We start from the raw sequence: 23,331 nt of genomic DNA on the forward strand, positions 1-23,331 counted from the left end.
GGCGATCGGTCGGTTCCGGCCGACCGGTCCGCCGAAAACCGACAGCGAAAGGCCGGAGGGGCAACCCTCCGGCCTTTCTCTTGCCCGCCCCCGGCCGTTCGGCCATGCTCCCTGCGGGGACAAGGGGGAACAACGGGTGTCGCAATCGATCGACGGGGATGCCGGACGGCACAGGTTCGTCGCGCTGGACGGCCTGCGCGGCGTCGCGGCGCTGATGGTGCTGGTGCTGCACGGCGTGACGATCTTTCCATCGTCGGTCATGGCGGTCGATCTGTTCTTCATGCTCAGCGGCTTCGTGCTCGCCCATGCCTATGGCGAACGGCTGGACAGCGCGGCCGAACGGGTGCGGTTCGTCAAGGCGCGGCTGATCCGCCTCTGGCCGCTCTATCTGGTCGGCTGCCTGATCGCGCTGCCTGCGGCGATCGGGATGACGCTGTTCGGCTGGTCCTACTGGACGCCGACCGCGCTGGTCCTGTCGATCCTGACCGCGCCCTTCTTTATCCTGCTGCCCTATGACAGCTACACGATCCCGCTCAATCCGCCCGGCTGGTCGCTGTCGTTCGAACTGATCGCCAATGCGGTGTTCCTGTTCGTCGGCATCCGCTGGCGCTGGGTCATCGCCATTGTCGGGATCAGCGCGCCGCTGCTGCTGCTCGGCATCTATCTCTATACCGGCGGGACGACCGGCTGGCACAGCTTTGCCGGCGCCTTTCCCCGCACCTTCTTCTCCTTCTTCGCCGGCGTCCTCCTGTTCCGGCTATGGCAGGGGCAGTGGCTGCCCCGCCTGTCGCTGCCCGCCGTGCTGCTGATGGCGCTGCTCGTCCTGATGTGCGCCCTCGCCCCGCGTCAGGAACGCAGCTACAGCGCCTTTGTCCTGTTCCTGTTCAATCCCGCGCTGATCTGGCTTGGCGCGTCCAGCGTGGCGCGCGGCGTGGTGGCCCGCCTGTGCACCTGGCTCGGGGACATTTCCTATGCGCTCTATGTGCTGCACGCACCGGTCATCATGTCGGTTGAGGGGCTGCGGTTCCTGATGCTCAGCGGATCGGATGCGGCCACCTACACGCCGGACGGATCGACCGCGCCGATCACCCTGCCCATCGCCATCGGGCTGGCGCATCTCCTCACCTATCGCTGGGATACGCCGCTGCGCCGCCGCCTGACGGCCCGTTATCTGCGCAAACCGGCCTAGCGCCCCTCGATCGCCCCGCGGACCAGCGCCGCCATCTTCGCATTGTCCGCCACCGACGGGTGGTAATGGCATCCCGTCATGGTCAGCCCGGTGACGTGCCGAGCCGTCACCCGCCCCGGCAGGTCGCCGTCCAGCGCGGCCTTCACCTGTTCGACCTCGCTGAAAAAGCTGTCCCCGCCCATCAGCACGAACCGCGCCTGGGGCTGCGCCTGCGCAAGATTGCGCACGAACGCGATGTAGGTCGCCCGGTAATCGGCCTTCAGCGCATCGGCATCGGCCCATTTCTCGCCCGGCTTTACCGGCGTCGAAAAATCATTGGTGCCCAGGTTTATGACGATCACGTCCGGCTGCCATTCGGCATCGCCCCCGGCCAGCGGTTCCGCCGCCCCCGGAATGGCGCGGGGATAGCGGTTCACCATGGAATCGCCCGGTTCGCCGCCATTGTAATTGCGCACCACGCCGAACCCGGAATAGGCGTTGATCCGGTAATCGGCGTCCATCGCCCGCGCGACCATCGCGCCATAGGCCTGGGTCGTGTCGGTCAGGTCATGGACCTGCTGCTCGGTACATTCGCGGCTGGTCGACACATTGCCATATCCGACGCTGTGCGAATCGCCGATCACCTCGATCTGCATCGTCCGTTCGGGGGCCAGATAGGCGCGGCCCTTGCCGATCAGTTCAAACCCGATGAAGCGGCTTTCCCCGCCCTGCGTCTCGGTCAGCTTGTCCAGCCGGATCAGGTGCTCGCCCTTGCCCAGCCCCTCGATCACCGTGTCCACCTTGCCCGGCGCGCGGAACACCTGCCGCTCGCGCCCGTCGATGCTCAGCCGGATGAAATCGGTCGGCGCATCAAACTGAACGCGCACCTTCTCGCCGGTAAAGCGCGCCTCGACATAGACCCCGGGCCATCCGAACCGCTGGCCCGCCTTGCCCTCGTCCACCGTGCGCCCGCCGACATGGACGGGCAGCGGCGTCTTGTCGACATCCGGGCCGAACCCCGCCGCCATCGGCCATGCCAGCGCGATCAGCGCCAGCATGGGCAACCGGGGGCGGCGGCGGCGCGGCGTCATTCCGGCCGGATCGGCTGCAATGTCCGGATGCTGCCGTCCGGTTCGAACGTCAGCTCCGCTACCTTGACGTTGCGCAGATGGGTTTTCCCGGAAATCTGCGTGTCGTGATAGAAAAGATACCATTTGCCGCCTGTCTCGATGATCGAATGGTGCGTGGTCCATCCCTGCACCGGCTCCATGATGCGGCCTTGATAGGTGAACGGTCCATAGGGATTATCGCCGGTGGCATAGACCAGGTAATGCGTATCGCCGGTCGAATAGGTGAAATAATATTTCCCGTCCTTCCTGAACGTCCAGCTGCCCTCGAAAAAGCGGCGGTCATGGTCGCCGGTCAGGATGGGCTTGCCCGCCTGATCCAGGATCACGACGTCGCGCGGCGCTTCGGCAAAGGTTTTCAGGTCCGGGTTCATCCGCGCGATCTTGGCGGTCAGCGCGGGCGCGGCATTGTCGCCCAGGTCGGTTGCCGAACCATTGGGGTCATAACTGCCCTTCGCCCATTTCTGCAGCTGGCCGCCCCAGATGCCGCCGAAATACATGTAATATTGCCCGTCGCTGTCCTTGAACACATTGGGGTCCATGGAAAAGCTGCCGGGAATGGGCTGCGGCTCGGCCTTGAACGGCCCGGTCGGCGATTTCGACGTGGCGACGCCGATGCGGAACACGCCCTGTTTGTCCTTGGCGGGGAAATACAGGAAATAGGTGCCGTCCTTCGACGCGGCATCCGGCGCCCACATCTGCTGGCCCGCCCAGGGCACGTCCTTGATGTCCAGCGCGACGCCATGCACCGTCACCGGCCCGCCCACCGTGTCCATCGACAGGACGCGGTAATCGCGCATCGCGAAATGGCTGCCCAGATCGTCCTCGGGAATGTCGGTTTCGATGTCGTGGCTGGGGTAGATATAGATGCGGCCATCGGCCCACACATGGGCGGACGGATCGGCGGTATAGATGTCGCGGACCAGCGGCTGGCTCAGATACTTGCCGTCCGACGCGCTGGCCGCTGCCGCCCCGCCCGTCGTCGCCGTCTGGCACGCCGTCAGCGCCAGTGCCGAAATCCCGGTTGCCATCATCATGGCTGCGTGCCGTATCCGCATCGTCTTCCTCTCCTGATCCATCGTTGGTCGCCGTGTCGTGCCGGCAAAGTGAGCGCTAACACGATTAACGCCGGACAGGCGAGATGGAAACCCCCGGCGTTGACGGGCGATGTGGTTGCGTTCCGTCGCGGCTTCGGCTATCGGCCCCGCTTCCCCGCGATCCCGCATCCGGAATGGCCTGGCTCATACGGGCTGCCACGGCCATTCATTGGGATCGCAAGCTGAGGAGATGAAAATGCCCAAGCTCAAGACCAAGAGCGGTGTGAAGAAGCGCTTCAAGTTCACCGCCACGGGCAAGGTGAAGCACGGCGTCGCCGGCAAGCGCCACCGCCTGATTTCGCACAACGCCAAGTATATCCGCCAGAATCGCGGCACTTCGGTGCTGTCGGACGCCGATGTCGCACACGTGAAAGCGTGGGCGCCGTACGGCCTGCGTTGATAGGAGGATAGACCATGGCACGCATCAAGCGCGGCACGACGACCAAGGCGAAGCACAAGCGGATTTTGGATCAGGCGAAGGGCTATTACGGCCGTCGCAAGAACACGATTCGCATCGCGCGTCAGGCGGTCGAAAAGGCCGGTCAATACGCCTATCGCGACCGCAAGGTTAAGAAGCGGACGTTCCGCGGCCTGTGGATCCAGCGCATCAACGCCGGTGTCCGGGCCGAAGGGCTCACCTATTCGCAGTTCATGCACGGGCTGAAGCTCGCTGGCATCGAACTCGACCGGAAGGTGCTGGCCGACATCGCGATGAACGAAGGCGCTGCCTTCGCCGCGATCGTCGCTCAGGCAAAGGCTGCACTGCCCCAGGCAGCGTAAGCGCGCCTTACGGCAAACGGATCAGGGCGTCGGGGCAACCCGGCGCCCTTTTTCGTGCCCGACGCGCTCCTAGCTTCCATCGTCATGCTGAACCGGGTTCGGTATCCAGTCCGCCCCGCGCAATGCGCGTGCGTAAACATGGACCCTGAACCAGGATCAGGGTGACGAGGGACAAGCGTTGAGCCTCACGCGATCGCCTCAGCGGACCAAGATAACAACCTTCTCCCCTCCCCTTCAGGGGAGGGGTCGGGGGTGGGGGCGTGCCCCAAGGACCCGCGCTTGCGGCGCACTCTTTAAGCCAATCGCAATCGCCCGCTGCTATCCCCGCCCGCGATGCTGCGCGTCCTCACCCTTGCCACGCTCTTTCCCGATGCCGCGCGCCCCAATTTCGGCGTGTTCGTCGAACGCCAGACGCTGGGCCTTGCCGCCCGCGACGGCGTGACGGTTCAGGTCGTCGCCCCGCGCGGCCTGCCCCCCTTTCCGCTCGACCGCATGGCCATCTATCGCACCCTCGCCGCGCAGCCGGCGCGGGAGCGGTGGAAGGACGTCACGGTCCACCGCCCCCGCTTCCTGAACCTGCCCGGCACGCATGGCCGCTGGCACGCCGCGATGCTGGTCCGTGCGCTGATCCCGGTGCTGAACGGCATCCGCCGCGACTTTCCGTTCGACGTGATCGACGCCGAATTCTTCTTTCCCGATGGCCCCGCCGCCGTGGCGCTCGGTCGGCATTTCGGCGTGCCCGTGTCGATCAAGGCGCGCGGGGCCGACATTCATCACTGGGGCACAGCGCCAGCAACGGCGGATCAGGTGATTGCCGCCGGACGCGCGGCGCATGGCCTGCTCGCGGTATCCGACGCCATGGCCGACGACATGGCCGCCCTTGGCATCCCCCGCCCGGCCGTCCACCGCACCGGCATCGACCGCGCCCTGTTCCATCCCCGCGACCGCACGGGCGGAAAGGCGGCGCTCGGCATCGCCGGCCCGCTGGTGGTCAGCATCGGCGCGCTCATTCCGCGCAAGGGGCATGACTTGGTCATCGACGCCGTCGCCGCCCTGCCCGGCGTCACCCTGCTGATCGCGGGACAGGGGCCGGAACAGGCGGCGCTTCAGGCGCGGATCGACACCCTTGGCGCTGCGGACCGCATCCGTCTGCTCGGCCCCCTGCCCCATGCCGATCTTCCCCCGCTGATCGCCGCCGCCGACGTCATGGCGCTCGCCTCGGCATCGGAGGGGCTGGCCAATGCCTGGGTCGAGGCGCTGGCCTGCGGCACGCCCATCGTCATTCCCGATGCGGGCGGCGCGCGCGAGGTGGTGGACCGCCCCGCTGCAGGCCGCATCGTCGATCGCTCTGCCCCCGCCATCGCTGCGGGCATCGCCGCGCTGCTGGCCAATCCGCCGGCGACCGCCGATGTCGTCGCCGCCGCCGATCCGTTCAGTTGGGATAGAAACGCGGCCGAACTCCACGCCCACCTTGCCGCGCTGGCCCGCAATGCCATAGGTCGCTTGACTTGATCGGGCGCTCGGCAAAATGACGCCAGCGTAACAAGGTTGTTTTTTCGGGGAGAGTATTGCGTGCGAAACATTGCGGCTGCTGCGCTTGGACTTGCCTTGGCCACCCCCGCAATGGCGCAGGACGCCCCGGTCGCGCCGCCCGCCGCGCAGCGCCCGGCCGGTCCGCCGCCCGGCGTCGGCGCCGATGGCTGGACCGTCTCGGTCGGCTTTGCCCCCGTCGTCTCGCCCGTGTGGCAGGGTTCGACTGATGCCGCCCTGTCGATCTTCCCCGATCTGCGCATCAATTACCGGGACGAATTCTTCGCCTCCGTCCCCGACGGCATTGGCTGGAATGCCGTGCGCGAACAGGGCTGGCGCGCCGGCCCGCTGGTCAAGCTGCGCTTCGGCCGGGACGAACGCAATGGCGGCTCGCCCTTTCTGGTCAGCGGCGGCAGCGATGCCCTGATCGGCCTGGGCAACATCCCCGCCGCGGGCGAGGCGGGCCTGTTCGTCGAAAAGCGGTTGGGCGCGCGCGAACAGGTGCGCCTGCGCACAGAGGTGCGTCAGGGCTTTGGCGGGCACGAGGCGCTGGTGATCGACCTGTCGGCCAGCCTTGGCGGCCGGGTGGGTCGCAACATCTGGTCGGTCGGCCCGCGCGCCACCCTGGCCGGGCGCGACTATGTACAGACCTATTTCGGCATCACCCCTGCGCAGTCGGCGGCCAGCGGCATTACCGCTTTTCGCGCCGATGGCGGGTTGGTCTCGGTCGGCCTTGGCGGCACAGTCATCCGCCCGCTGTCCCGCACCTATGTGGTGACCCTGTTCGGCGGGGTCGACCGGCTCAGCGGCGATGCGGGTGGCTCCACGCTGGTTCAGGAACGCGGCCAGCGGATGCAGCTTGTCCTGGGCATCGGCCTCTCCCGCCGCTTCCGCCTCTGATCCCCTTTCGCCGGAATTGACGGCCCCTGATTTTCGGGGGTGGATCAACCGCCCTACCCCTTTATGGTAGCGATATCGAACGGCGCGGACAACCGATCCGACGCTGACGGATCGAACGGAGGGGACGGGCATGGGCCGCTGGATCGCATTGCTGCTGGGCGCGCTGTTGCTGACCGGGGCGTCCGCGCCGCCGCCACAGCCCGGCCTGCTGATCTTCACGCACAGCACCGGCTATCGCCACGCCTCGATCGAACCGGGCGCGGTTGCCATCGCCGCCCTTGCCCGGCAACGCGGCTATGCCGTCACCACCAGCGCGGATCCGGCCATCTTCGACCGGGTGGACACGCTGCGCGGCTTTGCCGCCATCGTTCTGGTCAGCACGACGACCAAGCCGGACGATCCGGCCAGCGAATGGTTCGTCGGCCCCCGCCGCGACGCGTTTCAGGCTTATGTGCGCGGCGGCGGCGGCGTCGTCGGCATCCATGCGGCGGCCGATTCCCATTATCACTGGCCCTGGTATGGACAGATGATCGGCGGCTGGTTCGACAGCCATCCGCGCGGCACCCCGACCGCGCGCCTGCACCGGCACGACACCCGCCACCCCGCCACCGCGCGCCTGCCCGACAGCTTCGACCGGGTGGACGAATGGTATTATTACAAGGACCGCGACCCCCGCTCGACCCTGCTGCTTACCTTCGATCCCGCCGGCACCGGCGGGGCGGGCGTCAATCCAAAGCCGATTGCATGGGCGCACCGGTTCGACGGCGGCCGGGTATTCTATACCGGGCTCGGCCACACGGCGGACGGCTGGACCGATCCGGTGATGACCGCGCATCTGGCCGGCGGAATTGACTGGGCTGCTGGCCGCGCGGGCCGGCGCTGACCCGACCGTCGCATCCCGGACACCCGCTGGCGGCGATTCGCATCACCGCCCGCACGCGCGTCACGCGCAGCCTCGCCTGGAACGGCCAGCGCCGCGACATCGCCTTTGCGCCCGGCAAACCGTGGCAATGGCGCATTGGCGCGGATGGATGATGCGTGCGGGGTGAAGTTGGTCGGGACGACAGGATTCGAACCTGCGACCCCCACACCCCCAGTGTGATGCGCTACCAGGCTGCGCTACGTCCCGACCGAGGGGGTGCCCCTATGCCGAACGGGGGCGCGATGCAAGGGGCCATGCGGCATAACGCCGGTTGCGCGTCGGTCGGGCGCGTGATAGCGCGCGGCTTGAAGCGGGCGGCCGGGGCCGTGCCGCGATGACAGGTTTCGTAACCACGATGTTCATTCCCTCCGCTTTTGCTCAGACCTCGGCCGGCGCTGCCGCTGGTGGCGGCACCATGGCCGGCATCATCTCGATGGCGCCGCTGCTCCTGATCTTCGTCGCCTTCTATTTCCTGATGATCCGCCCGCAGCAGCGGCAGATGAAGCAGCTGCGCGAAGCCGTGGCCGCGGTGAAAAAGGGCGATACCGTGGTCACCGCCGGCGGCCTGGTGGGCAAGGTGCTGCGGGTCGAGGACGCGCATGTCGAGCTGGAGCTTGGCCCGAACGTCAAGGTGCGCGCGGTCAAGGCGACGCTGGCCGAGGTTCAGCCGCTGGGCGGCAAGCCGGCGAACGACTGATCCCATGCTCGACTTCCCAAGCTGGAAGAAGTGGCTGACCTGGGCCACGGTCATCGTCGTTTCGCTGCTGGCGGTGCCCAGCCTGCTGCCCGAAAACATCCGTCAACAGGCGCCTGCATGGGTGCCGATGCCTGCGGTTAACCTGGGCCTCGACCTTGCGGGCGGCAGCTACATCCTGCTTGAGGCAAAGACCGAGGATGTGGCCACCAACCGCCTCGAATCGATGCGCGATCAGGTTCAGACCTCGCTTGGCAAGGCGCCGCGCATCGGCGTTGGCGACATTTCCGTCCGCGACGGCCGGGTCAGCTTCCTGCTGCGCGACGCAAGCCAGGTCGATGCCGCGCGCCAGCGGCTGCTGGACGACGGCCTGATCGGCAGCGGCGCGGGTCTGACCGGCCAGCGCGAATGGGACCTCAACGTCGTCGACACGCAGCGGTTCGTGATCACCCCCACCAGCGCGGGCGAGGCTCAGGCGGTGGAACGGGCGATGCAGGACGCGACCGAAGTCGTCCGCCGCCGCATCGACGAACTGGGCACCCGCGAACCCACGATCATCCGTCAGGGCGCGAACCGCATCGTCGTGCAGGTCCCCGGGCTTCAGAATCCGGAGGAGCTGAAAGCGCTGCTCGGCCGCACCGCGCGGCTTGAATTCAAGATGGTGGACGAAAACGCCGATCCCGCGCTGGTGGCGCAGGGCCGCGCCCCCGTCGGCAGCGAAATCCTGCCCTATCCCGCCTTTCAGCAGCGGATCGCGCTCAAGCGGCAGACGATCATTTCCGGCGAACAGCTGACCGACGCGCGTCAGGAATTCAGCCCCGAAACCGGCGCGCCGATCGTCACCATGCGCTTCGACACCACCGGCGGCCGCGCCTTTGCGCGCACCACCGCCCAGAATGTCGGCAAGCGGTTTGCGATCATCGTCGACGATGTCGTCATCTCCGCCCCCTCGATCCGCAGCGAGATCCTGGGCGGCAGCGCGCTGATCGAGGGTGGGTTCACCGTCGAAAGCGCCAATCAGCTGGCCATCGCCCTGCGTTCGGGAAAGCTGCCCGTTGACCTGACCGTGATCGAGGAATCGACGATCAGCCCGGAACTGGGTGCCGATTCGATCCGCTCTGGCGTGATCGCGGGCATTGTCGGCACGGGCGCGGTCGTGATCCTGATGCTGGTCGCGTATCTGCGCTTTGGCGTCTATGCCAATATCGCGCTGGTCGTGAACGTCCTGATGATCATCGGCATCATGGCGATCTTCAACGCGACGCTGACCCTGCCCGGCATCGCCGGCTTCGTGCTGACCATCGGCGCGGCGGTGGACGCCAACGTGCTGATCAACGAACGCATCCGCGAGGAACAGCGGCGCGGCCGCACCGTCATCGCCTCGGTCGAGTTCGGGTACAAGGAGGCGAGCCGCGCCATCTTCGACGCGAACGTCACCAACGTGATCGCCGCGATCATCATGTTCGTGTTCGGTGCCGGCCCGGTCCGCGGCTTTGCCGTGGTGCTGACCATCGGCATCGTCACCTCCGTCTTTACCGCCGTCACCTTCACGCGCCTGATGGTCGCTGAATGGCTGAAGAAGAACCGGCCGAAACAGCTTGTGATCTGAGGAACCGGTCATGCGTCCCCTGAAACTCGTCCCCGACACGGTGAACATCGACTGGCTGCGCTGGCGTCATATCGCCGGCGTGATCAGCATCGCGATGGTCATCGCCTCGATCGCCATGCTGACGGTGCGCGGCCTCAATTTCGGCATCGACTTTGTCGGCGGCCAGACGGTGCGCGTCACCTTTTCCCAGAATGTTCAGATCGACCAGCTGCGCGAGCGTGTCGATTCGCTCGGCCTTGGCGATTCCACCATTCAGCAGTTCGGGTCGGACCGCGACATCGCGATCCGCCTGCCGGTGCCCAAGGGCGGCGACGAAGCCGCCAGCGCCAGCGCCGCCCGCGTCCGCCAGCTGATTACCACCAACTATCCCGGCGCAAAGATCGGCTCGGTCGAAGCAGTGTCGGGCAAGGTGTCGGGCGAATTGTTCACCAAGGGCGCACTGGCCCTCGGCCTCGCGATGATCGCCATCGCCATCTATATCTGGGTACGGTTCGAATGGCAGTTCGGCGTCGGCGCGCTGCTTGCGCTGGCACAGGACATGATCGTCACCCTGGGCTTCTTCGCCGCGACCCAGCTTGAATTCAACCTCAACACCATCGCCGCCCTGCTGACGATCATCGGCTATTCGCTGAATGACAAGATCGTGATCTTTGACCGCGTCCGCGAAAATCTGCGCAAATATCGCAAGATGGAAATCGTGCCGCTGCTCAACCTCTCGATCAACGAAACGCTGGCCCGCACGGTGATGACGTCGATGACGCTGATCCTCGCCCTGTCGGCGCTGGTGTTCATCGGGCCGGACGTGATCTTCGGCTTCTCGGTCGCCATGTGGCTGGGCATCGTGATCGGCACCTGGTCGTCGATGTTCGTCGGCAACGGCATCCTCATCCAGTTCAAGGTCGGGCCGGAAAGCTTCAACAAGAAAGCGACCGCCGGACCCGCCGGTGCCGAACGGATCGGCGGCGACGGCGCTCAGGTCTGACGCCGCGCCGCGCTGAACAGGGGGTATCGGCCCGATGGTCAATCTCACCCGCGATCAACGCGGCACCGGGCCGCTGATCTCCGGCATTGTCGGGCGCGGCTTCCGCGTCGATGGCGGCGTCTATGAAGGGCTGGCGATCACGCCCGAACGCGCCGATGGCTGGTCGCCGCCGCCGCTGGACGCGCTTGGCATCGACGCCCTCGCCCCGCTGCTGACGCTTAATCCGCAGCCGGAATTTGTGATCATCGGCACGGGCGGCACGATGCAGCGCCCGCCCGCCGCGCTGATCGCGGCGCTGGATGCGCGCGGCATCGGGCTTGAATTCATGGACAGCCGCGCCGCCGCCCGCGCCTGGGGCGTGCTCAGGGCCGAACTGCGCTGGGTCGCGGCCGCGCTCTATCCGCTCGAATGACGCCTTGCCGCGTCAGGCCTCGGCCAGCGCGCTCATCGCCATCGCAATCGGCCCCAGCGGCCCCGCCTGCCCGCCCAGCGCCGGCACGACGATATAGGGTTGGTCATCCGGGATGGGGACATAACCGTTGATGCTCTGACGCAGCATCGGCTCGATCCGGGGCAGCAATTGCGGCTGCCGCCCGAACACGCCGCCGCCAATCGCGATGCGGCGCGGCCCGGCGGTCACGACCAGTGCATGGCACAGACAGGTGACGGCATGGGCCACCCGGTCCCACACCGGATCGTCGGGGGCCAGCGACGCCATGTCGCGCCCGGCCATCGCCCGCGCCAGCCCGCCGCCGCCGGCCATCCCCTCGACGCAATCGTCGTGAAAGGGGCAACCGCTCGGCATCGTATCCCCGGCCAGGCGCGGGACGCGCAAATGCCCCAGCTCGCAATGGCCAAGCCCGCGCGTCGGCCGCCCGTTGACGATCAGGCCGACGCCAACCCCCGTGCCCACGGTGATATAGGCGAAATCGTCCATCCCCTGCCCCGCGCCCCAGCGCATTTCGGCCATCGCCGCGCCGTTCACATCGGTGTCGAACGCCACCGGCACCTGCGCCACCGCGGCCAGCGGGCGCAACAGGTCGGTCATCGGCCAGCCGGGCTTGGGCGTCTGGGTGATATAGCCATAGGTGGGCGATGACGGGTTCAGGTCGATCGGCCCGAAACTCGCCACGCCAAGCGCGGCATAGGGCGTCTGTTCTGCCCATTCGGTCAGGATCGCGGTCAACGCCGCCAGCGTCGTCTCCGGCGCCTCGGTCGGCACCTCGCGCTGGTCCAGCACCCCGTCCGGTCCGGTGGCCAGCGTGCAGATGCACTTGGTCCCGCCCAGCTCGATCCCCGCCACTCTCGTTGCCGTCATGCGCGCTCCGCCCGTTGAACGCGCACCCGATGCGCTGGCGATGCGGGGTCGTCAACCGGCCCGTGCGGCACGGCCCCGAAAATCCGGGTCAGGCGTGGCTCACAGGCCCAGCTGATCCCGGTCCACCGTCGCCGCGACCAGCTCGGCCCGCGCCGCCGACCGGGCATATTGCGCATCCAGCCGGCGCAGCTGCGCGTCCGCCGCCGCTTCCTCGCGCAGATTGACCAGGATGAAATCGCTGACGCCCAGCGTGAACCGCCGCCGCTCCGCCTCGGCCATGCGCGTCGCCAGCGCCGCCTCGTCCGCCGCCAGCCCGGCCAGCTTTTCCGCCGCCTGCACCTGAATGGCCAGGCCGTTGACCTCCACCAGGATCTGGTCCTCGATCAACTGGCGGCGACGGCGCAGCGCATCGGCCTCGGCCTGTGCCTCGGCAATCCGCCCGCGCGCGGCCCGCCGTTCCAGCGGCAGCGAAAACTTCACCCCGACAATCGCCTCGGTCGGCGTCTTGGTATCGCCGCCCAGCCCGACCGGCCCGACATCCTTGGACAATTCGCCCTTCAGGTCCAGGCGCGGCCGCATGTCGTTTTCCGCCAGCCGGCGGCGCTGCTCATTCTGGTCCAGCCGCACCAGGATCGCGTCCAGATCGGGCCGCTCCACCCGCCGGCCCAGATCGCGGGTCAGCGGCGGCAACTCGAATGCTGGGAATTCGCGCGGCAATTGTTCGGCCAGCGGCACCATCGGCTCGCCATTGGCATCGCGCAGGAAAAAGGACAGGGCATTGGCCGCCGCTTCCAGCTGCTGTTGCGACCGGACCAGCAATGACTGACGCCGGACGATGTTCTGGCGGTTTTCCGTGCCCAGAATGTCGGGCCGCGCGCCCAGCTGGATCTGCCGCTCGATCGACTGCTGCCGCTCGCTCGCCAGGGTCAGCAGGTCGCGATAGACGGCCACGCGCTGCCCCGCCGCCACCCAGTCCTGATAGGCGGCGATGGCCCGGCGCTGCACGCCGATCGCCACCATCTCGCGGTCCAGACGGGCCAGGTCGATATCGCGGTCGGCCAGGCCGACACCGGTGCGCCGCGCATCGATCCACCGGTCGCGCATCAGCGAAAATACCGCGCCCACCTTCACCTCGCCCAGCCGGTTGGTGAATCGGTCGCCATAATATTCGGGAAAATCCCCGCGCGACACGCGATAGGCGCCGTACAGCGCGCCGCCATTGGTCTGCAGCGGGCGCGTCACCTGACCTTCTACATAGCTGCCGTCATAATAGCCCAGCAGCCGCGAACTCGCATCGCCTTCGAACAACAGGTCGAACGCCCCGCGCGCGGACAGCGCCTTGCCGTCCGCCGCCCGTTCCTTGGCCATCGCCTCGAGGATCGCGGGCGCATGGGTCGCCGATGACCGCAGCACCGCATCCAGCGTCAGCACGCCGGTCCGGCCCGGCTCGGCCACGGGCGGCGGCGGCGCAACCGGATCCATGGTCTGCGCCCACACGGCACCCGGCGTCAGCGCCAGCAGGGTCGCGACCAGCGCGCCGCGCATCATTTCTTCTTCTCCACCGGGCCGGACGTCATGCCGCCCGCCTTGCTCTCGCCCTCGATGGCGGGGCGGCGGAACTCCAGCGGGAAATCGTTCAGCTGACGCCACAGCTCATAGCCCAGCGACACCGTCTCCATCTGAATCCACCCGCGCGCCTTGGCGCCGAGCCGCACGAAATCGTCGTCAGGCCATGCGGGCTTGCCCGGCATCGGTTCCACCAGCACGCGGAACAGGCCGTTGATCTGCGCCGACGGGTCAACCGATCGCACACGGCCGTCGAACATCCCCTGCGCAATCGATGGCCATCCGCTGAACTGGATCGCGGGCCATCCCTCGAACGCCAGCCGCACCGGCCGGCCGGGCCGGATCAGTGCCACGTCGCGCCCGTCCACCATCAACTCGACAACCCGCACCGGCGCCTCCGGTGCCAGCGTCGCCAGCGGATCGCCGGGGCTCACCAGCGTCGCGCCGGCGGCCGCATTGATCGACTGGATGCGCCCGTCGCGCGGCGCCCGCACCAGCTGCGCCGACTGCCGGTTCAGCGTCACGTCCACCCGGCTCAGCTTCGCGCGCGATTCGGCCAGCTTGGCCCGGTGGTCCGCCACCTTGATCTGCGTCGCTTCATAATCGCGCCGCGCGGCCAGCCCCTCGCTGAACAGCTGGCGCGACCGGTTCACGTCCAGCTGCGCGACCGCCATCGCCTGTTCCGCCGCCGCAATCTCGGCCAGCACCTGCGCCCGCTCTGCGGCCAGCCGGGCCAGCAGGTCGGGGTCATTGTCCACGATCCGCGCAATCGGATCGCCGCGCTTCACCCGCTGGCCGTCCTGCACGTACCATCGTTCGACCCGCCCGGGGACCAGCGCGGTCACCTCCTGCAACCGGTCATCGGGGTTCAGCGCGCCGATCTGGCCCGACCCCGCACTGGTCTGCACCCATGGCACGGTGAACAGCGCGACGGTGACGATGGTGATGCCGATCACGATCATCCACGCCAGCGCCCGGGTCGCGCGCGGCGGTCGGATCTGCTCCAGCGTCCGGAAATGCACGATATGTTCAGGCCGAAAGGGCATGGCTGCCTCCCTCACCACGCGCCAGCGCGATCAGCTCGCCCTCGCCCTCGCAATGCAGCTGTTCGCGCCGCCCGATCCACAGATGCCCGTCGCGGGCCAGTCCCTCGGGCCGCCGAGTGAATTGCAGCACCGTCGTCTGCGATTCCCGCATCCGCGCCAGCACCGCATCCACCCGCGCAACCGGCAACAGGTCGAGCAGCGGCGACAGCATCAGTACGCGCGGCCGCGCCAGCAGCGCCGCGGCCAGCTTCAGCGCCATCGTCTCGCCCACCGACAACGGCCATCCCGAACTGGACAGATGCGTGTCCAGCCCATGGGGCAATGCGCCGATCCGTTCGGTCAGGCCGACAATGTCCAGCGCATCCATGATGCCCATCGCATCCTCCGCCGATGACAGGGTCAGGTAGTTGCGGATCGACATTTCCACGATGGTCGGCCGGTCCAGCACGCGGATGTCCGCGCGCAGGCGGTACATGTCGAACGATGCGATGTCCGCGCCGCCGACCGTCACGATGCCGCGCTCCGCCGTTTCGTGCCGGCGCAGCAGGAACGCGATGGTCCGGTCCAGCCCCGGCGGCGTCGCCACCGCCAGCTGCTTGCCCGCCGCCACTTCGAAATCCAGCGTCACGCCATGATGCTGCACGCCCCGAAAGCGGATCGATCCATCGGCCGGGCCGCGCCCGGTGCCCCGCTGTTCCGGCTCCTGCGGAATGGCCCAGAACAGCGCCAGCTCCTCCAGCCCCGCGGCCAGGTCGTACAGCGACTCCAGGTAGAAACCCAATTGCGCGATGCCATAGAACACGCCCGACAGGATCAGTTCGGCCGCCACCAGCTGACCGATCGACAGCTGGTTCTGGATGATCAGCCACCCGCCCAGCGCCAGCAGCGTCGCACTGGCCGCGGCCCAGGTGAACAACAGGCACAGCGTCTGCGCAAAGGTATACCGGAAATGCCGCTTGTGCGCATCGACATAGGTGGCGGTCACCGCCTCCGACTTGTCCATGGCGAACGCCAGGTGCCGGCTCGACTTGTAGAAGCCGTTGGATCCGCCCACGCTTTCCAGCCAGTGCGCCGCGCCGTGCTTGGCGTGGCTCTTGCCCACCGCCGTGCGGATCGCGCCCGATGCCCAGACCTGCCAGATCAGGAACAGGACCAGCACCAGCACCATGTTGAACGCCAGAAAGAACGGGTGATAGAAACTGGTGACGATCAGGCCCACGGCCCCCTGCAACACGATGGTGAACCCGCCGATCAACAGGCTGGGCATCGCCTTTTGCACCGTCATCATGTCGAAGAACCGGTTGAACAGGTCGCCGCGCCGCTCATCCCCGAAAAACGGGTTCTGGGCGTGCACCGCGCGCAGCGTGATTTCCGCCGTGATCCGCGCGAACAGCCGCCGCTCGAACAACGCCATCAGATGCACCCGGAACGCCATCAGCACGCCCGCGATCAGCAGCAACAGGAACAGCATGGCCGACAGGGTGAACAGCGGCGCGGGCAGCGCGATGTTCGCCACCGAATTGATCAGCAACTGCACCGAAATCGGCGTCGCCAGCGACAGAAGAGAGATCGCGATGCCATAAACCAGTGCCAGCCGCACGAACCCGCCGTCCGGTGCCATCACCAGACTGATCCAGCCCAGAAAGGCGCGAACACCGACGCGTTGACCCTGATCCGCCATTCCTGTCCCCGAAAAATTGTGCAGCTGCGTAATCGTGAGTCTGGGGCATTGATACAAGCATGGACTGTCTATCATAGTGATAGACAAATCCTATGGAACTTTACCACATTCTCCGGTGACGCGCCATTGCGGCGATGCACGCGTAACGAACGGATGCCGGGGGCACGGCGCTTGCCGCCGCCCCGGCCCGCTCCTGTCGGCGCGCGGTGCGGTTACAGCGCCTTGAACAGGCCGCTCATCACCGACCAGGCACGCTCGGCCTCGGCCTGGTTATAGGCCGGGCTGTCGATCACGGTCCAGCCATGGTCGGCGGCATAGACCTCGACCGTCGCCGGACGGCCGGCGGCATCGGCGGCGGCCTTGAACGCCGTCTTGTCGCCCGGTGCCTTGGCATCGTCATTCTGCGCAACGGCGATGTGATAGCTGGCGTCCGTCTTGCCCAGGATCTTGTGCGGGCTCATCGGCGCATCGGCGCGGACAAGCCCACCGCCGTGCAGCGATACCGCCGCCTTCACCCGCCCGGGCTGCGCGGCGGCGGTAAACACGGTGAACGGCCCGCCCATGCAATATCCATGGCTGCCGATGCCGCGCCGCGTGTCGACCGATGGCTGCTTGTCCAGCCATGCAATCGCCGCATTGGCATCGCGCATCACTGCCTCCGGGGTCAGCTTGCCGCGCCACGGGCCGACCTTCTGGAATCCGCCACCGGCCGCAAAACCGGCAAAATCCTTGAACGTGTCGCTCGGCACGTCGCGGTAATAGGGGTTGATGACCAGCACGGCATGGCCCTGCGCCGCCAGCCGCCGCGCCATCACGCGAAACGCCTCGCGCACGCCGGCAATGTCGGGCCAGGTGATGACGGCTGCGTGACGCCCCGATGCCGGGCGGACGAAAAACGCATCCAGCGTGCCGTCGGCGGTGGGAAAGGAAACCATGCCCTCGCTCAACCCGCCCGCCTGCGCCGAACCGGCATCGCCCGCCACCGGGGCACAGGCCGCAATCGCCGCCCCCGCGCCCAGCGCCGCGAACTGCCGCCGGTTCATCGCCCAGTCGAACGGCCCCTGCGCCGCCATGTCCCGATCACACATCGTCACTCGCTCCCAAAGCCAGACCCGCCGCCGCGCCGGAATACGCCCCAAACCCCGCCCCGGCAACATGGGCCAAGGGACGGGGGGTAGGCGGCGACTATGCGCGCCGGGACACGCCGAACAGTGCTCGCTTATCGCGCGCCCACTGGCACCGGACCCACCGATGGACGCGCCTGCCAATGACGCGGTCGAACGTCGGGACGCTCGTTACTCGACCACCGCCTTGAAATCAGCTTCGTTGATATAGGCGGCGAAAGCCATCATCGACTCGTTCGCCTCGGGATTGGTCGTCAACTCCCGCATCGCAATCTCGCCCAGCACCCGGCCAGCAGCCTCGAAACCGGCCCTGTCGCCTGTCTTGAACAGATTTCGCGATTGAGCAGCACAGTCCTTGGTCAACAGCCGGGTAAACAGGGCAGCCATTTCCCGGTCCGCTGCGTCCTTCTTGGCAGGATCGACAACCACCGCATCGCGCAGCTGCGGTGCCTGGGCGAGTGCCACGATGGTCCAGCGTGCAGTGGTCAGCCGATCCTGACCCGACGTCTTCATCGTCATGCAGTTCGACAGAGCGGCGACCAGTTCGTCGTTACCGGGCGTCTGGGACGCAACCGATCCACTCGCCAGACACGAAACAGCCAGCACCGCGGCACTCATCCTGCGTTTCACACTCGTCCCCTTATGCACTTGTACGCCAACACGCACGTCGGGTGGGTATCATGACGCCCCATCGCTGCACAGACATCCATTGCCCCTCGCAACCCGCCCCTGCACCCCCTATCTCGCCTACTGGATTCCCCTCCAGAACAAAGATAGAACTGCCGGAATGAGCCTTTCCCATATTTCCGTCCGCGGCGCGCGCGAGCATAATCTCAAGGGCGTGGACATCGACATTCCGCGCGACACGCTCACGGTCATCACCGGCCTGTCGGGCAGCGGCAAGTCCAGCCTCGCCTTCGACACCATCTATGCGGAGGGGCAGCGGCGCTATGTGGAATCGCTGTCCGCCTATGCGCGCCAGTTCCTTGAGATGATGCAGAAGCCCGATGTCGATCATATCGAGGGCCTGTCCCCCGCGATCAGCATCGAGCAGAAAACGACATCGCGGAACCCGCGCTCCACCGTTGCCACGGTGACGGAGATCTACGACTATATGCGCCTCCTCTGGGCGCGGGTCGGCATCCCTTATTCCCCCGCCACCGGCCTGCCCATCGCGGCACAGACGGTCAGCCAGATGGTCGACCGCGTGCTGGCCTTGCCAGAGGGGACGCGCCTCCTCCTCCTCGCCCCCGTCGTGCGCGGGCGAAAGGGCGAATATCGCAAGGAACTGGCCGAATGGCAGCGCGCCGGCTTCACCCGCGTCCGCATCGATGGCGAGCAATATCCGATCGAGGAAGCGCCCGCGCTCGACAAGAAGTACAAGCACGATATCGAGGTGGTGGTCGACCGCCTGGTCGTGCGTGACGACATCGCCACGCGGCTGGCCGAAAGCTTCGAGACCGCGCTGAAACTGGCCGAGGGGCTGGCCTATGTCGATCTGGTCGACGGCGTCGTGCCGGGCCGGGAGGATGAGGCCGCGGACGCAGGCGCGATGAAGGGCGCAGGGATTCCGCCCAACCGCATCGTGTTCAGCGAAAAATTCGCCTGCCCCGTCTCCGGCTTCACCATCGCGGAAATCGAACCCCGCCTGTTCAGCTTCAACGCACCGCAAGGCGCCTGCCCCGCGTGCGACGGCCTTGGCGAGCGGCAGGAATTCGACGCCGACCTCGTCGTCCCCAACGGCGCGCTCTCCCTAAAGAAAGGCGCGATCGTCCCCTGGGCCAAATCCAACCCGCCCAGCCCCTATTACATGCAGGTGCTGGCCAGCCTCGCCCGCGAATTCGGGTTCAGCCTCGACACCCCGTGGCAGGACCTGCCCGGAGAGGTTCAGCTCATCATCCTCCACGGCACCGAGGGCAAGCCGGTCACGCTCACCTTCATCGACGGCCGCAAGTCCTATGACGTGAAAAAGCCGTTCGAGGGCGTCATCGGCAACCTCAACCGCCGCCTCCTCCAAACCGAAAGCGCCTGGATGCGCGAGGAGCTGTCGAAATATCAGGCGGCTCAGCCGTGCGAGACGTGCCACGGCGCCCGCCTCAAGCCAGAGGCGCTGGCGGTCAAGATCGCGCAGCAGCCGATTTCCCACGCCACTCGCCTGTCGGTGGTCGACGCGCTCGCCTGGTTCCAGTCGCTGCCCGACGCCCTCACCGATCAGCAGCGGCAGATCGCGGCCCCCATCCTCAAGGAAATCCTGGAACGCCTCGGCTTCCTCAACAATGTCGGGCTGGATTACCTCAACCTCGATCGCACCAGCGGCACCCTGTCCGGCGGCGAGTCCCAGCGGATCCGCCTGGCCAGCCAGATCGGCTCCGGCCTGTCCGGCGTGCTCTATGTCCTCGACGAACCCAGCATCGGCCTGCATCAGCGGGATAACGACATGCTGCTCGCCACGCTGCGCCGCCTGCGCGATCTCGGCAACACCGTGCTGGTGGTGGAACATGACGAGGATGCGATCCGCACCGCCGATTATGTCATCGACATGGGGCCGGGCGCGGGCGTCCATGGCGGCACCATCGTCGCGCACGGCACCCTGCCCGAACTGCTCGCCACGCCGGGCAGCGTCACTGCCGACTATCTCAACGGCACGCGCGGCATCGACGTCCCGAAAAAGCGGCGCAAGGGCAACGGCAAGAAACTCACCGTCCACAATGCCGTCGCCAATAACCTGAAGGGCGTGACGGCCAGCGTGCCGCTCGGCACCTTCACCTGCATCACCGGCGTTTCCGGCTCCGGCAAGTCCAGCTTCACGCTCGACACCCTTTATGCCGCCGCCGCCCGCACGCTGAACGGCGCGCGCGTGCCCATGGGCCGGCACGACAGGATCACAGGGCTGGAGCATCTCGACAAGGTCATCGACATCGACCAGTCGCCCATCGGCCGCACGCCGCGCTCCAACCCCGCCACCTATACCGGCGCCTTCACCCATATCCGCGACTGGTTCGCCGGCCTGCCCGAAAGCCAGGCGCGCGGCTACAAACCCGGCCGGTTCAGCTTCAACGTCAAGGGCGGCCGGTGCGAGGCGTGCCAGGGCGACGGCGTGCTCAAGATCGAGATGCACTTCCTGCCCGACGTCTATGTCACCTGCGACGTCTGCCATGGCCAGCGGTACAACCGCGAAACGCTGGAGGTAAAGTTCAAGGGCAAGTCCATCGCCGACGTGCTCGACATGACGGTCGAGGACGCGGTGGAATTCTTCAAGGCCGTGCCCCCGATCCGCGAACGCATGGCCATGCTGGCCGAAGTGGGCCTTGGCTATATCAAGGTCGGGCAACAGGCCACAACCCTGTCCGGCGGCGAGGCACAGCGCGTGAAACTGTCAAAGGAACTCGCCCGCCGCTCCACCGGACAGACGCTCTACATCCTCGACGAACCGACCACCGGCCTGCATTTCGAAGATGTGCGAAAACTGCTGGAGGTGCTCCACGCCCTGGTCGAACAGGGCAACAGCGTCGTCGTGATCGAACACAATCTCGACGTCATCAAGACCGCGGACTGGATCATCGACCTCGGCCCGGAAGGCGGCGTGAAGGGCGGGGAGATTGTCGCGACGGGCACGCCGGAGGCGGTGGTGAAGGTGGAGGCGAGCTTTACCGGGCGGTATTTGAAGGGGTTGTTGGGGTAGCGACGCGGGGACCAGCCTGTCGGGAGCAGAGTTTGAGAGCAACCGAGAACGTAGACGAGGGGCCGGAGGCGGTGGTGAAGGTGGCGGGGAGCTTTACGGGTCGGTATCTGGCGCCGTCGTTTAAAAATGAGCAGAACTGACATGATATTATAAAGCTGCACAGTTTGCGAAAAACAAAATGCCTTGACTCCTAGCCGCTTCCTTGCACCCTGCTGAAGCAGGGAGGGTCTAATGGCAAGAAAGTTAAAACTCGAGGTTGGCGCCATCAACATCCGGCTCCACCCCCACAGTGACCAACGTTATCGCGATCTTTTCCAACGCCTTTTTGAGATTAAACAAGTAGTGAATATTAGAGGTGATCGCTCTGGTTTAATGACGTCACTGCAGAGAATCAGGAATGACGCTGACTACATAAATGGCGTTATCACAACATTCTTAGAATTTGATGTTGATGGTAAGTGGCTCAATACTGATACACTTGAAGAAGCGTCAGATAATGAGCTGCAAAAGATCAACATTCCTGAAAACCTTCGTCCAAACTCAAGACCTCATTTGTTTCAATTTGACGTAAAAAACCATGAATTAATCTTTGAGCACTACGCTAACGGCAATAGGCTTACACATAATGCCGCTCTTTCATTTATAAAGGGACTATTAAACGATAAGAGAATAGTTCAGGATTTTGGTGATGTCAAAGCGACTATAGTTCAGTCCAAGGGTAGTATAGATCGGATTTTTTCAATCCCTAGAATTACTGATATAGAGATTTACATTGAAAAGCCTAATGCAGATATTTGGGGTGAAGGTTTTGAGGAACAAGCAGAAGAACATCTTGATGATAAAAATGCCAGAAGCATGACGATTTCCTATAAGGCGGAACAAGGATTAGGTATCGTCCGAGATCAAGATCTTAGCCGATTAGTTGGAGCCAGCATTCGTAACGGCCGCACCATCGCCAAGGGATATGGGAAAAATGGTCATGAGGTTGTGACAACTGATAGTTATCCGAAAGTCGTTCAAGATAAGTATGACGAAGAAGTTATGAGTCAACCTCAGATGTTTGAGTTGCTAGCGCGCCGTTTTCGACGGGGATAGAAGAAGTTGTATTCATCACTGCTGAAGACTATTCAAACATACTGGCGAGAGAACGGTGGTTTTGTCGAATGGATTTCATCGCCTTTTTTTCATTCAAGTGTTCTATTTTCTATTTTATATTCATTTAACATTATTTCTTTTGATTGGAGAGAAATCTCTAAAGACTCCCTACCTACCATACTTGGCTTTAGCTTGGCTGCCTATACAATCACTTTTACATTGATGGGAAGCGCATTACATCGAGCCCTTTCTACGGCAATTGATAAAAAGTCTGGAATGCCATTAATTAGGATGGTAAATGCAACATTTTTTCATGTAGTTCTGTTTCAGTCTTTGGCTTTGTTATTTTCGCTTTCTACGGATGGCGATTTCTATTGGCGCACGTTTGGCGGAAAGCCAGGCTTCGCAGACGCCCTTCAGGTAGCTCTTTTCTTTACTTATTATGGTGGCAATTTTGTCGGCTGCTTCTTGACAATATATGGTGTTTTTCTTTTGCTTTCTGTTGGCCTTGCGATGTTTCGGCTAGGGCGCCTTACGACAATGCCTGCTAAGTCAGTTGCTGCGAACAGCAATGATTTAAAGGAAGAAGAGGATTCCAAAGTTACCAGGACGTGGCGGTTTGCTCTAGTTAAAGGATTAGCAAAAATATTAAGATTATATAGATAGACATTTTGAGGCTAATCTCCACCTTTACGATCGAGCTGGCGCACCGGCGGGAGGTTTATTGCTAATGGCGGACGATCAAGACGACTGGCCAGGCCGACGGCTCGACATGGCGGCCTATGGCCGTGCGCTTGTCGAACGTCGCGCCGCGATCGAGGCGGAGACGGGCGAGCCGTTGACCGTTCCGCGCAACAGCGGCACCCGCCGGACGGAGAGCAAGAAGGCGCTGCTGGCAGAGATCGACCGGCTTGCCGCTGCCAAGGGCTTTCGCTGGTAAAATTCACCCGAACCCACGCCCCCATTCCCGCCCCTCATGCGTTGCCCCTGTATCCTCACCCGGAAGCAGG

Annotated in this window: 22 protein-coding genes and 1 tRNA gene; 14 read left to right on the forward strand and 9 right to left on the reverse strand. The window is 65.1% G+C overall.

Going from position 1 to position 23,331, the window contains the following annotated elements; all coding sequences use genetic code 11:
- Positions 1 to 136: 136 nt before the first annotated feature.
- Positions 137 to 1,189: an acyltransferase gene (locus NYR55_RS06360; protein WP_260020363.1), complete on the forward strand. Its 1,053-nt coding sequence runs from the start codon at positions 137 to 139 to the stop codon at positions 1,187 to 1,189.
- Here the strand turns inward: NYR55_RS06360 and NYR55_RS06365 are convergent.
- Together NYR55_RS06365 and NYR55_RS06370 are read right to left on the reverse strand one after the other, a co-directional pair.
- Positions 1,186 to 2,259, reverse strand: coding sequence for an SGNH/GDSL hydrolase family protein (locus NYR55_RS06365; RefSeq protein ID WP_260020364.1), 1,074 nt, complete (start codon positions 2,257 to 2,259; stop codon positions 1,186 to 1,188). The two genes, NYR55_RS06360 and NYR55_RS06365, sit on opposite strands and share 4 nt — an antisense overlap.
- Positions 2,256 to 3,332 carry a glycoside hydrolase family 43 protein gene (locus tag NYR55_RS06370; RefSeq protein WP_260020365.1) on the reverse strand — a complete coding sequence of 359 codons (1,077 nt, stop codon included), beginning with the start codon at positions 3,330 to 3,332 and terminating at the stop codon, positions 2,256 to 2,258. Before NYR55_RS06370 ends, NYR55_RS06365 begins: the two co-directional genes overlap by 4 nt.
- Positions 3,333 to 3,588: 256 nt before the next feature.
- Between NYR55_RS06370 and rpmI the strand changes: the two genes are divergently transcribed.
- The 5 genes from rpmI (at position 3,589) to NYR55_RS06395 (ending at position 7,485) form a co-directional block, all read left to right on the forward strand.
- Positions 3,589 to 3,792, forward strand: coding sequence for a 50S ribosomal protein L35 (rpmI, locus tag NYR55_RS06375; protein ID WP_260020366.1), 204 nt, complete (start codon positions 3,589 to 3,591; stop codon positions 3,790 to 3,792).
- Between the two features lie 14 nt (positions 3,793 to 3,806).
- Positions 3,807 to 4,172, forward strand: coding sequence for a 50S ribosomal protein L20 (rplT, locus tag NYR55_RS06380; RefSeq protein WP_260020367.1), 366 nt, complete (start codon positions 3,807 to 3,809; stop codon positions 4,170 to 4,172).
- Between the two features lie 333 nt (positions 4,173 to 4,505).
- Positions 4,506 to 5,684 carry a glycosyltransferase gene (locus NYR55_RS06385; RefSeq protein ID WP_260020368.1) on the forward strand — a complete coding sequence of 393 codons (1,179 nt, stop codon included), beginning with the start codon at positions 4,506 to 4,508 and terminating at the stop codon, positions 5,682 to 5,684.
- Between the two features lie 96 nt (positions 5,685 to 5,780).
- A complete protein-coding gene (locus NYR55_RS06390; protein WP_260020369.1) occupies positions 5,781 to 6,602 on the forward strand; it encodes a MipA/OmpV family protein in 822 nt (273 codons plus the stop codon).
- A gap of 130 nt (positions 6,603 to 6,732) precedes the next feature.
- Complete coding sequence (locus tag NYR55_RS06395; protein WP_260020370.1) at positions 6,733 to 7,485, forward strand: ThuA domain-containing protein; 753 nt, start codon at positions 6,733 to 6,735, stop codon at positions 7,483 to 7,485.
- Between the two features lie 169 nt (positions 7,486 to 7,654).
- Here the strand turns inward: NYR55_RS06395 and NYR55_RS06400 are convergent.
- Positions 7,655 to 7,731, reverse strand: a tRNA-Pro gene (locus tag NYR55_RS06400).
- Positions 7,732 to 7,879: 148 nt separating this feature from the next.
- Between NYR55_RS06400 and yajC the strand changes: the two genes are divergently transcribed.
- Genes yajC through NYR55_RS06420 form a run of 4 tightly spaced genes read left to right on the forward strand, consistent with a single transcriptional unit; the run spans position 7,880 to position 11,221 of the window.
- Positions 7,880 to 8,221: a preprotein translocase subunit YajC gene (gene yajC, locus NYR55_RS06405; protein WP_260021582.1), complete on the forward strand. Its 342-nt coding sequence runs from the start codon at positions 7,880 to 7,882 to the stop codon at positions 8,219 to 8,221.
- Positions 8,222 to 8,225: 4 nt separating this feature from the next.
- Positions 8,226 to 9,827 carry a protein translocase subunit SecD gene (gene secD / locus NYR55_RS06410; protein WP_260020371.1) on the forward strand — a complete coding sequence of 534 codons (1,602 nt, stop codon included), beginning with the start codon at positions 8,226 to 8,228 and terminating at the stop codon, positions 9,825 to 9,827.
- A 10-nt stretch (positions 9,828 to 9,837) separates the two neighbouring features.
- Positions 9,838 to 10,809: a protein translocase subunit SecF gene (secF, locus tag NYR55_RS06415; RefSeq protein ID WP_260020372.1), complete on the forward strand. Its 972-nt coding sequence runs from the start codon at positions 9,838 to 9,840 to the stop codon at positions 10,807 to 10,809.
- A gap of 34 nt (positions 10,810 to 10,843) precedes the next feature.
- Positions 10,844 to 11,221 (forward strand): Mth938-like domain-containing protein, encoded by a 378-nt coding sequence (locus tag NYR55_RS06420; RefSeq protein WP_260020373.1) that lies wholly within the window; start codon positions 10,844 to 10,846, stop codon positions 11,219 to 11,221.
- 12 nt (positions 11,222 to 11,233) lie between these two features.
- Here NYR55_RS06420 and NYR55_RS06425 read toward each other — a convergent pair whose 3' ends face one another.
- From NYR55_RS06425 to NYR55_RS06450, 6 genes are all read right to left on the reverse strand, one after another.
- Complete coding sequence (locus NYR55_RS06425) at positions 11,234 to 12,127, reverse strand: ROK family protein (RefSeq protein ID WP_260020374.1); 894 nt, start codon at positions 12,125 to 12,127, stop codon at positions 11,234 to 11,236.
- A gap of 99 nt (positions 12,128 to 12,226) precedes the next feature.
- A complete protein-coding gene (locus NYR55_RS06430; RefSeq protein ID WP_260020375.1) occupies positions 12,227 to 13,675 on the reverse strand; it encodes a TolC family protein in 1,449 nt (482 codons plus the stop codon).
- On the reverse strand, positions 13,672 to 14,739 hold the full coding sequence (locus NYR55_RS06435; RefSeq protein WP_260020376.1) for an efflux RND transporter periplasmic adaptor subunit: 1,068 nt from the start codon (positions 14,737 to 14,739) through the stop codon (positions 13,672 to 13,674). The genes NYR55_RS06430 and NYR55_RS06435 overlap by 4 nt, the downstream gene beginning before the upstream one ends.
- The gene (locus tag NYR55_RS06440; RefSeq protein WP_260020377.1) at positions 14,723 to 16,420 is read right to left on the reverse strand and encodes an ABC transporter transmembrane domain-containing protein; all 1,698 of its coding nucleotides are present in this window, start codon (positions 16,418 to 16,420) and stop codon (positions 14,723 to 14,725) included. Before NYR55_RS06440 ends, NYR55_RS06435 begins: the two co-directional genes overlap by 17 nt.
- 212 nt (positions 16,421 to 16,632) lie before the next feature.
- Positions 16,633 to 17,508 (reverse strand): dienelactone hydrolase family protein, encoded by an 876-nt coding sequence (locus NYR55_RS06445; protein ID WP_260020378.1) that lies wholly within the window; start codon positions 17,506 to 17,508, stop codon positions 16,633 to 16,635.
- A gap of 207 nt (positions 17,509 to 17,715) precedes the next feature.
- Positions 17,716 to 18,174, reverse strand: a complete 459-nt coding sequence (locus NYR55_RS06450) for a hypothetical protein (protein WP_260020379.1) — start codon at positions 18,172 to 18,174, stop codon at positions 17,716 to 17,718.
- Between the two features lie 157 nt (positions 18,175 to 18,331).
- Here NYR55_RS06450 and uvrA point away from each other — a divergent pair, with 157 nt between their 5' ends.
- The 4 genes from uvrA to NYR55_RS06470 all read left to right on the forward strand — a co-directional run bounded on the left by uvrA (position 18,332) and on the right by NYR55_RS06470 (position 23,261).
- The gene (gene uvrA / locus NYR55_RS06455; protein WP_260020380.1) at positions 18,332 to 21,226 is read left to right on the forward strand and encodes an excinuclease ABC subunit UvrA; all 2,895 of its coding nucleotides are present in this window, start codon (positions 18,332 to 18,334) and stop codon (positions 21,224 to 21,226) included.
- Between the two features lie 231 nt (positions 21,227 to 21,457).
- Positions 21,458 to 22,321, forward strand: a complete 864-nt coding sequence (locus NYR55_RS06460; protein WP_260020381.1) for a DUF4747 family protein — start codon at positions 21,458 to 21,460, stop codon at positions 22,319 to 22,321.
- Between the two features lie 6 nt (positions 22,322 to 22,327).
- Positions 22,328 to 22,987 carry a hypothetical protein gene (locus NYR55_RS06465; RefSeq protein WP_260020382.1) on the forward strand — a complete coding sequence of 220 codons (660 nt, stop codon included), beginning with the start codon at positions 22,328 to 22,330 and terminating at the stop codon, positions 22,985 to 22,987.
- 64 nt (positions 22,988 to 23,051) lie between these two features.
- A complete protein-coding gene (locus NYR55_RS06470) occupies positions 23,052 to 23,261 on the forward strand; it encodes a hypothetical protein (protein ID WP_260020383.1) in 210 nt (69 codons plus the stop codon).
- Positions 23,262 to 23,331 lie beyond the last annotated feature (70 nt).

The organism is Sphingomonas sp. BGYR3 (assembly GCF_025153455.1).
GTDB lineage: Bacteria > Pseudomonadota > Alphaproteobacteria > Sphingomonadales > Sphingomonadaceae > Sphingomonas.

What these genes read in the sequence shown, in the direction of transcription:
- NYR55_RS06365 (WP_260020364.1), bottom strand. Translation starts at nt 2,259, where the DNA reads ATGACGCCGCGCCGCCGCCGCCCCCGGTTGCCCATGCTGGCGCTGATC.
- NYR55_RS06370 (WP_260020365.1), bottom strand. Translation starts at nt 3,332, where the DNA reads ATGATGATGGCAACCGGGATTTCGGCACTGGCGCTGACGGCGTGCCAG.
- rpmI (WP_260020366.1), top strand. Translation starts at nt 3,589, where the DNA reads ATGCCCAAGCTCAAGACCAAGAGCGGTGTGAAGAAGCGCTTCAAGTTC.
- rplT (WP_260020367.1), top strand. Translation starts at nt 3,807, where the DNA reads ATGGCACGCATCAAGCGCGGCACGACGACCAAGGCGAAGCACAAGCGG.
- NYR55_RS06385 (WP_260020368.1), top strand. Translation starts at nt 4,506, where the DNA reads ATGCTGCGCGTCCTCACCCTTGCCACGCTCTTTCCCGATGCCGCGCGC.
- NYR55_RS06395 (WP_260020370.1), top strand. Translation starts at nt 6,733, where the DNA reads ATGGGCCGCTGGATCGCATTGCTGCTGGGCGCGCTGTTGCTGACCGGG.
- yajC (WP_260021582.1), top strand. Translation starts at nt 7,880, where the DNA reads ATGTTCATTCCCTCCGCTTTTGCTCAGACCTCGGCCGGCGCTGCCGCT.
- secD (WP_260020371.1), top strand. Translation starts at nt 8,226, where the DNA reads ATGCTCGACTTCCCAAGCTGGAAGAAGTGGCTGACCTGGGCCACGGTC.
- secF (WP_260020372.1), top strand. Translation starts at nt 9,838, where the DNA reads ATGCGTCCCCTGAAACTCGTCCCCGACACGGTGAACATCGACTGGCTG.
- NYR55_RS06420 (WP_260020373.1), top strand. Translation starts at nt 10,844, where the DNA reads ATGGTCAATCTCACCCGCGATCAACGCGGCACCGGGCCGCTGATCTCC.
- NYR55_RS06425 (WP_260020374.1), bottom strand. Translation starts at nt 12,127, where the DNA reads ATGACGGCAACGAGAGTGGCGGGGATCGAGCTGGGCGGGACCAAGTGC.
- NYR55_RS06430 (WP_260020375.1), bottom strand. Translation starts at nt 13,675, where the DNA reads ATGATGCGCGGCGCGCTGGTCGCGACCCTGCTGGCGCTGACGCCGGGT.
- NYR55_RS06435 (WP_260020376.1), bottom strand. Translation starts at nt 14,739, where the DNA reads ATGCCCTTTCGGCCTGAACATATCGTGCATTTCCGGACGCTGGAGCAG.
- NYR55_RS06440 (WP_260020377.1), bottom strand. Translation starts at nt 16,420, where the DNA reads ATGGCGGATCAGGGTCAACGCGTCGGTGTTCGCGCCTTTCTGGGCTGG.
- NYR55_RS06445 (WP_260020378.1), bottom strand. Translation starts at nt 17,508, where the DNA reads ATGTGTGATCGGGACATGGCGGCGCAGGGGCCGTTCGACTGGGCGATG.
- uvrA (WP_260020380.1), top strand. Translation starts at nt 18,332, where the DNA reads ATGAGCCTTTCCCATATTTCCGTCCGCGGCGCGCGCGAGCATAATCTC.
- NYR55_RS06460 (WP_260020381.1), top strand. Translation starts at nt 21,458, where the DNA reads ATGGCAAGAAAGTTAAAACTCGAGGTTGGCGCCATCAACATCCGGCTC.
- NYR55_RS06470 (WP_260020383.1), top strand. Translation starts at nt 23,052, where the DNA reads ATGGCGGACGATCAAGACGACTGGCCAGGCCGACGGCTCGACATGGCG.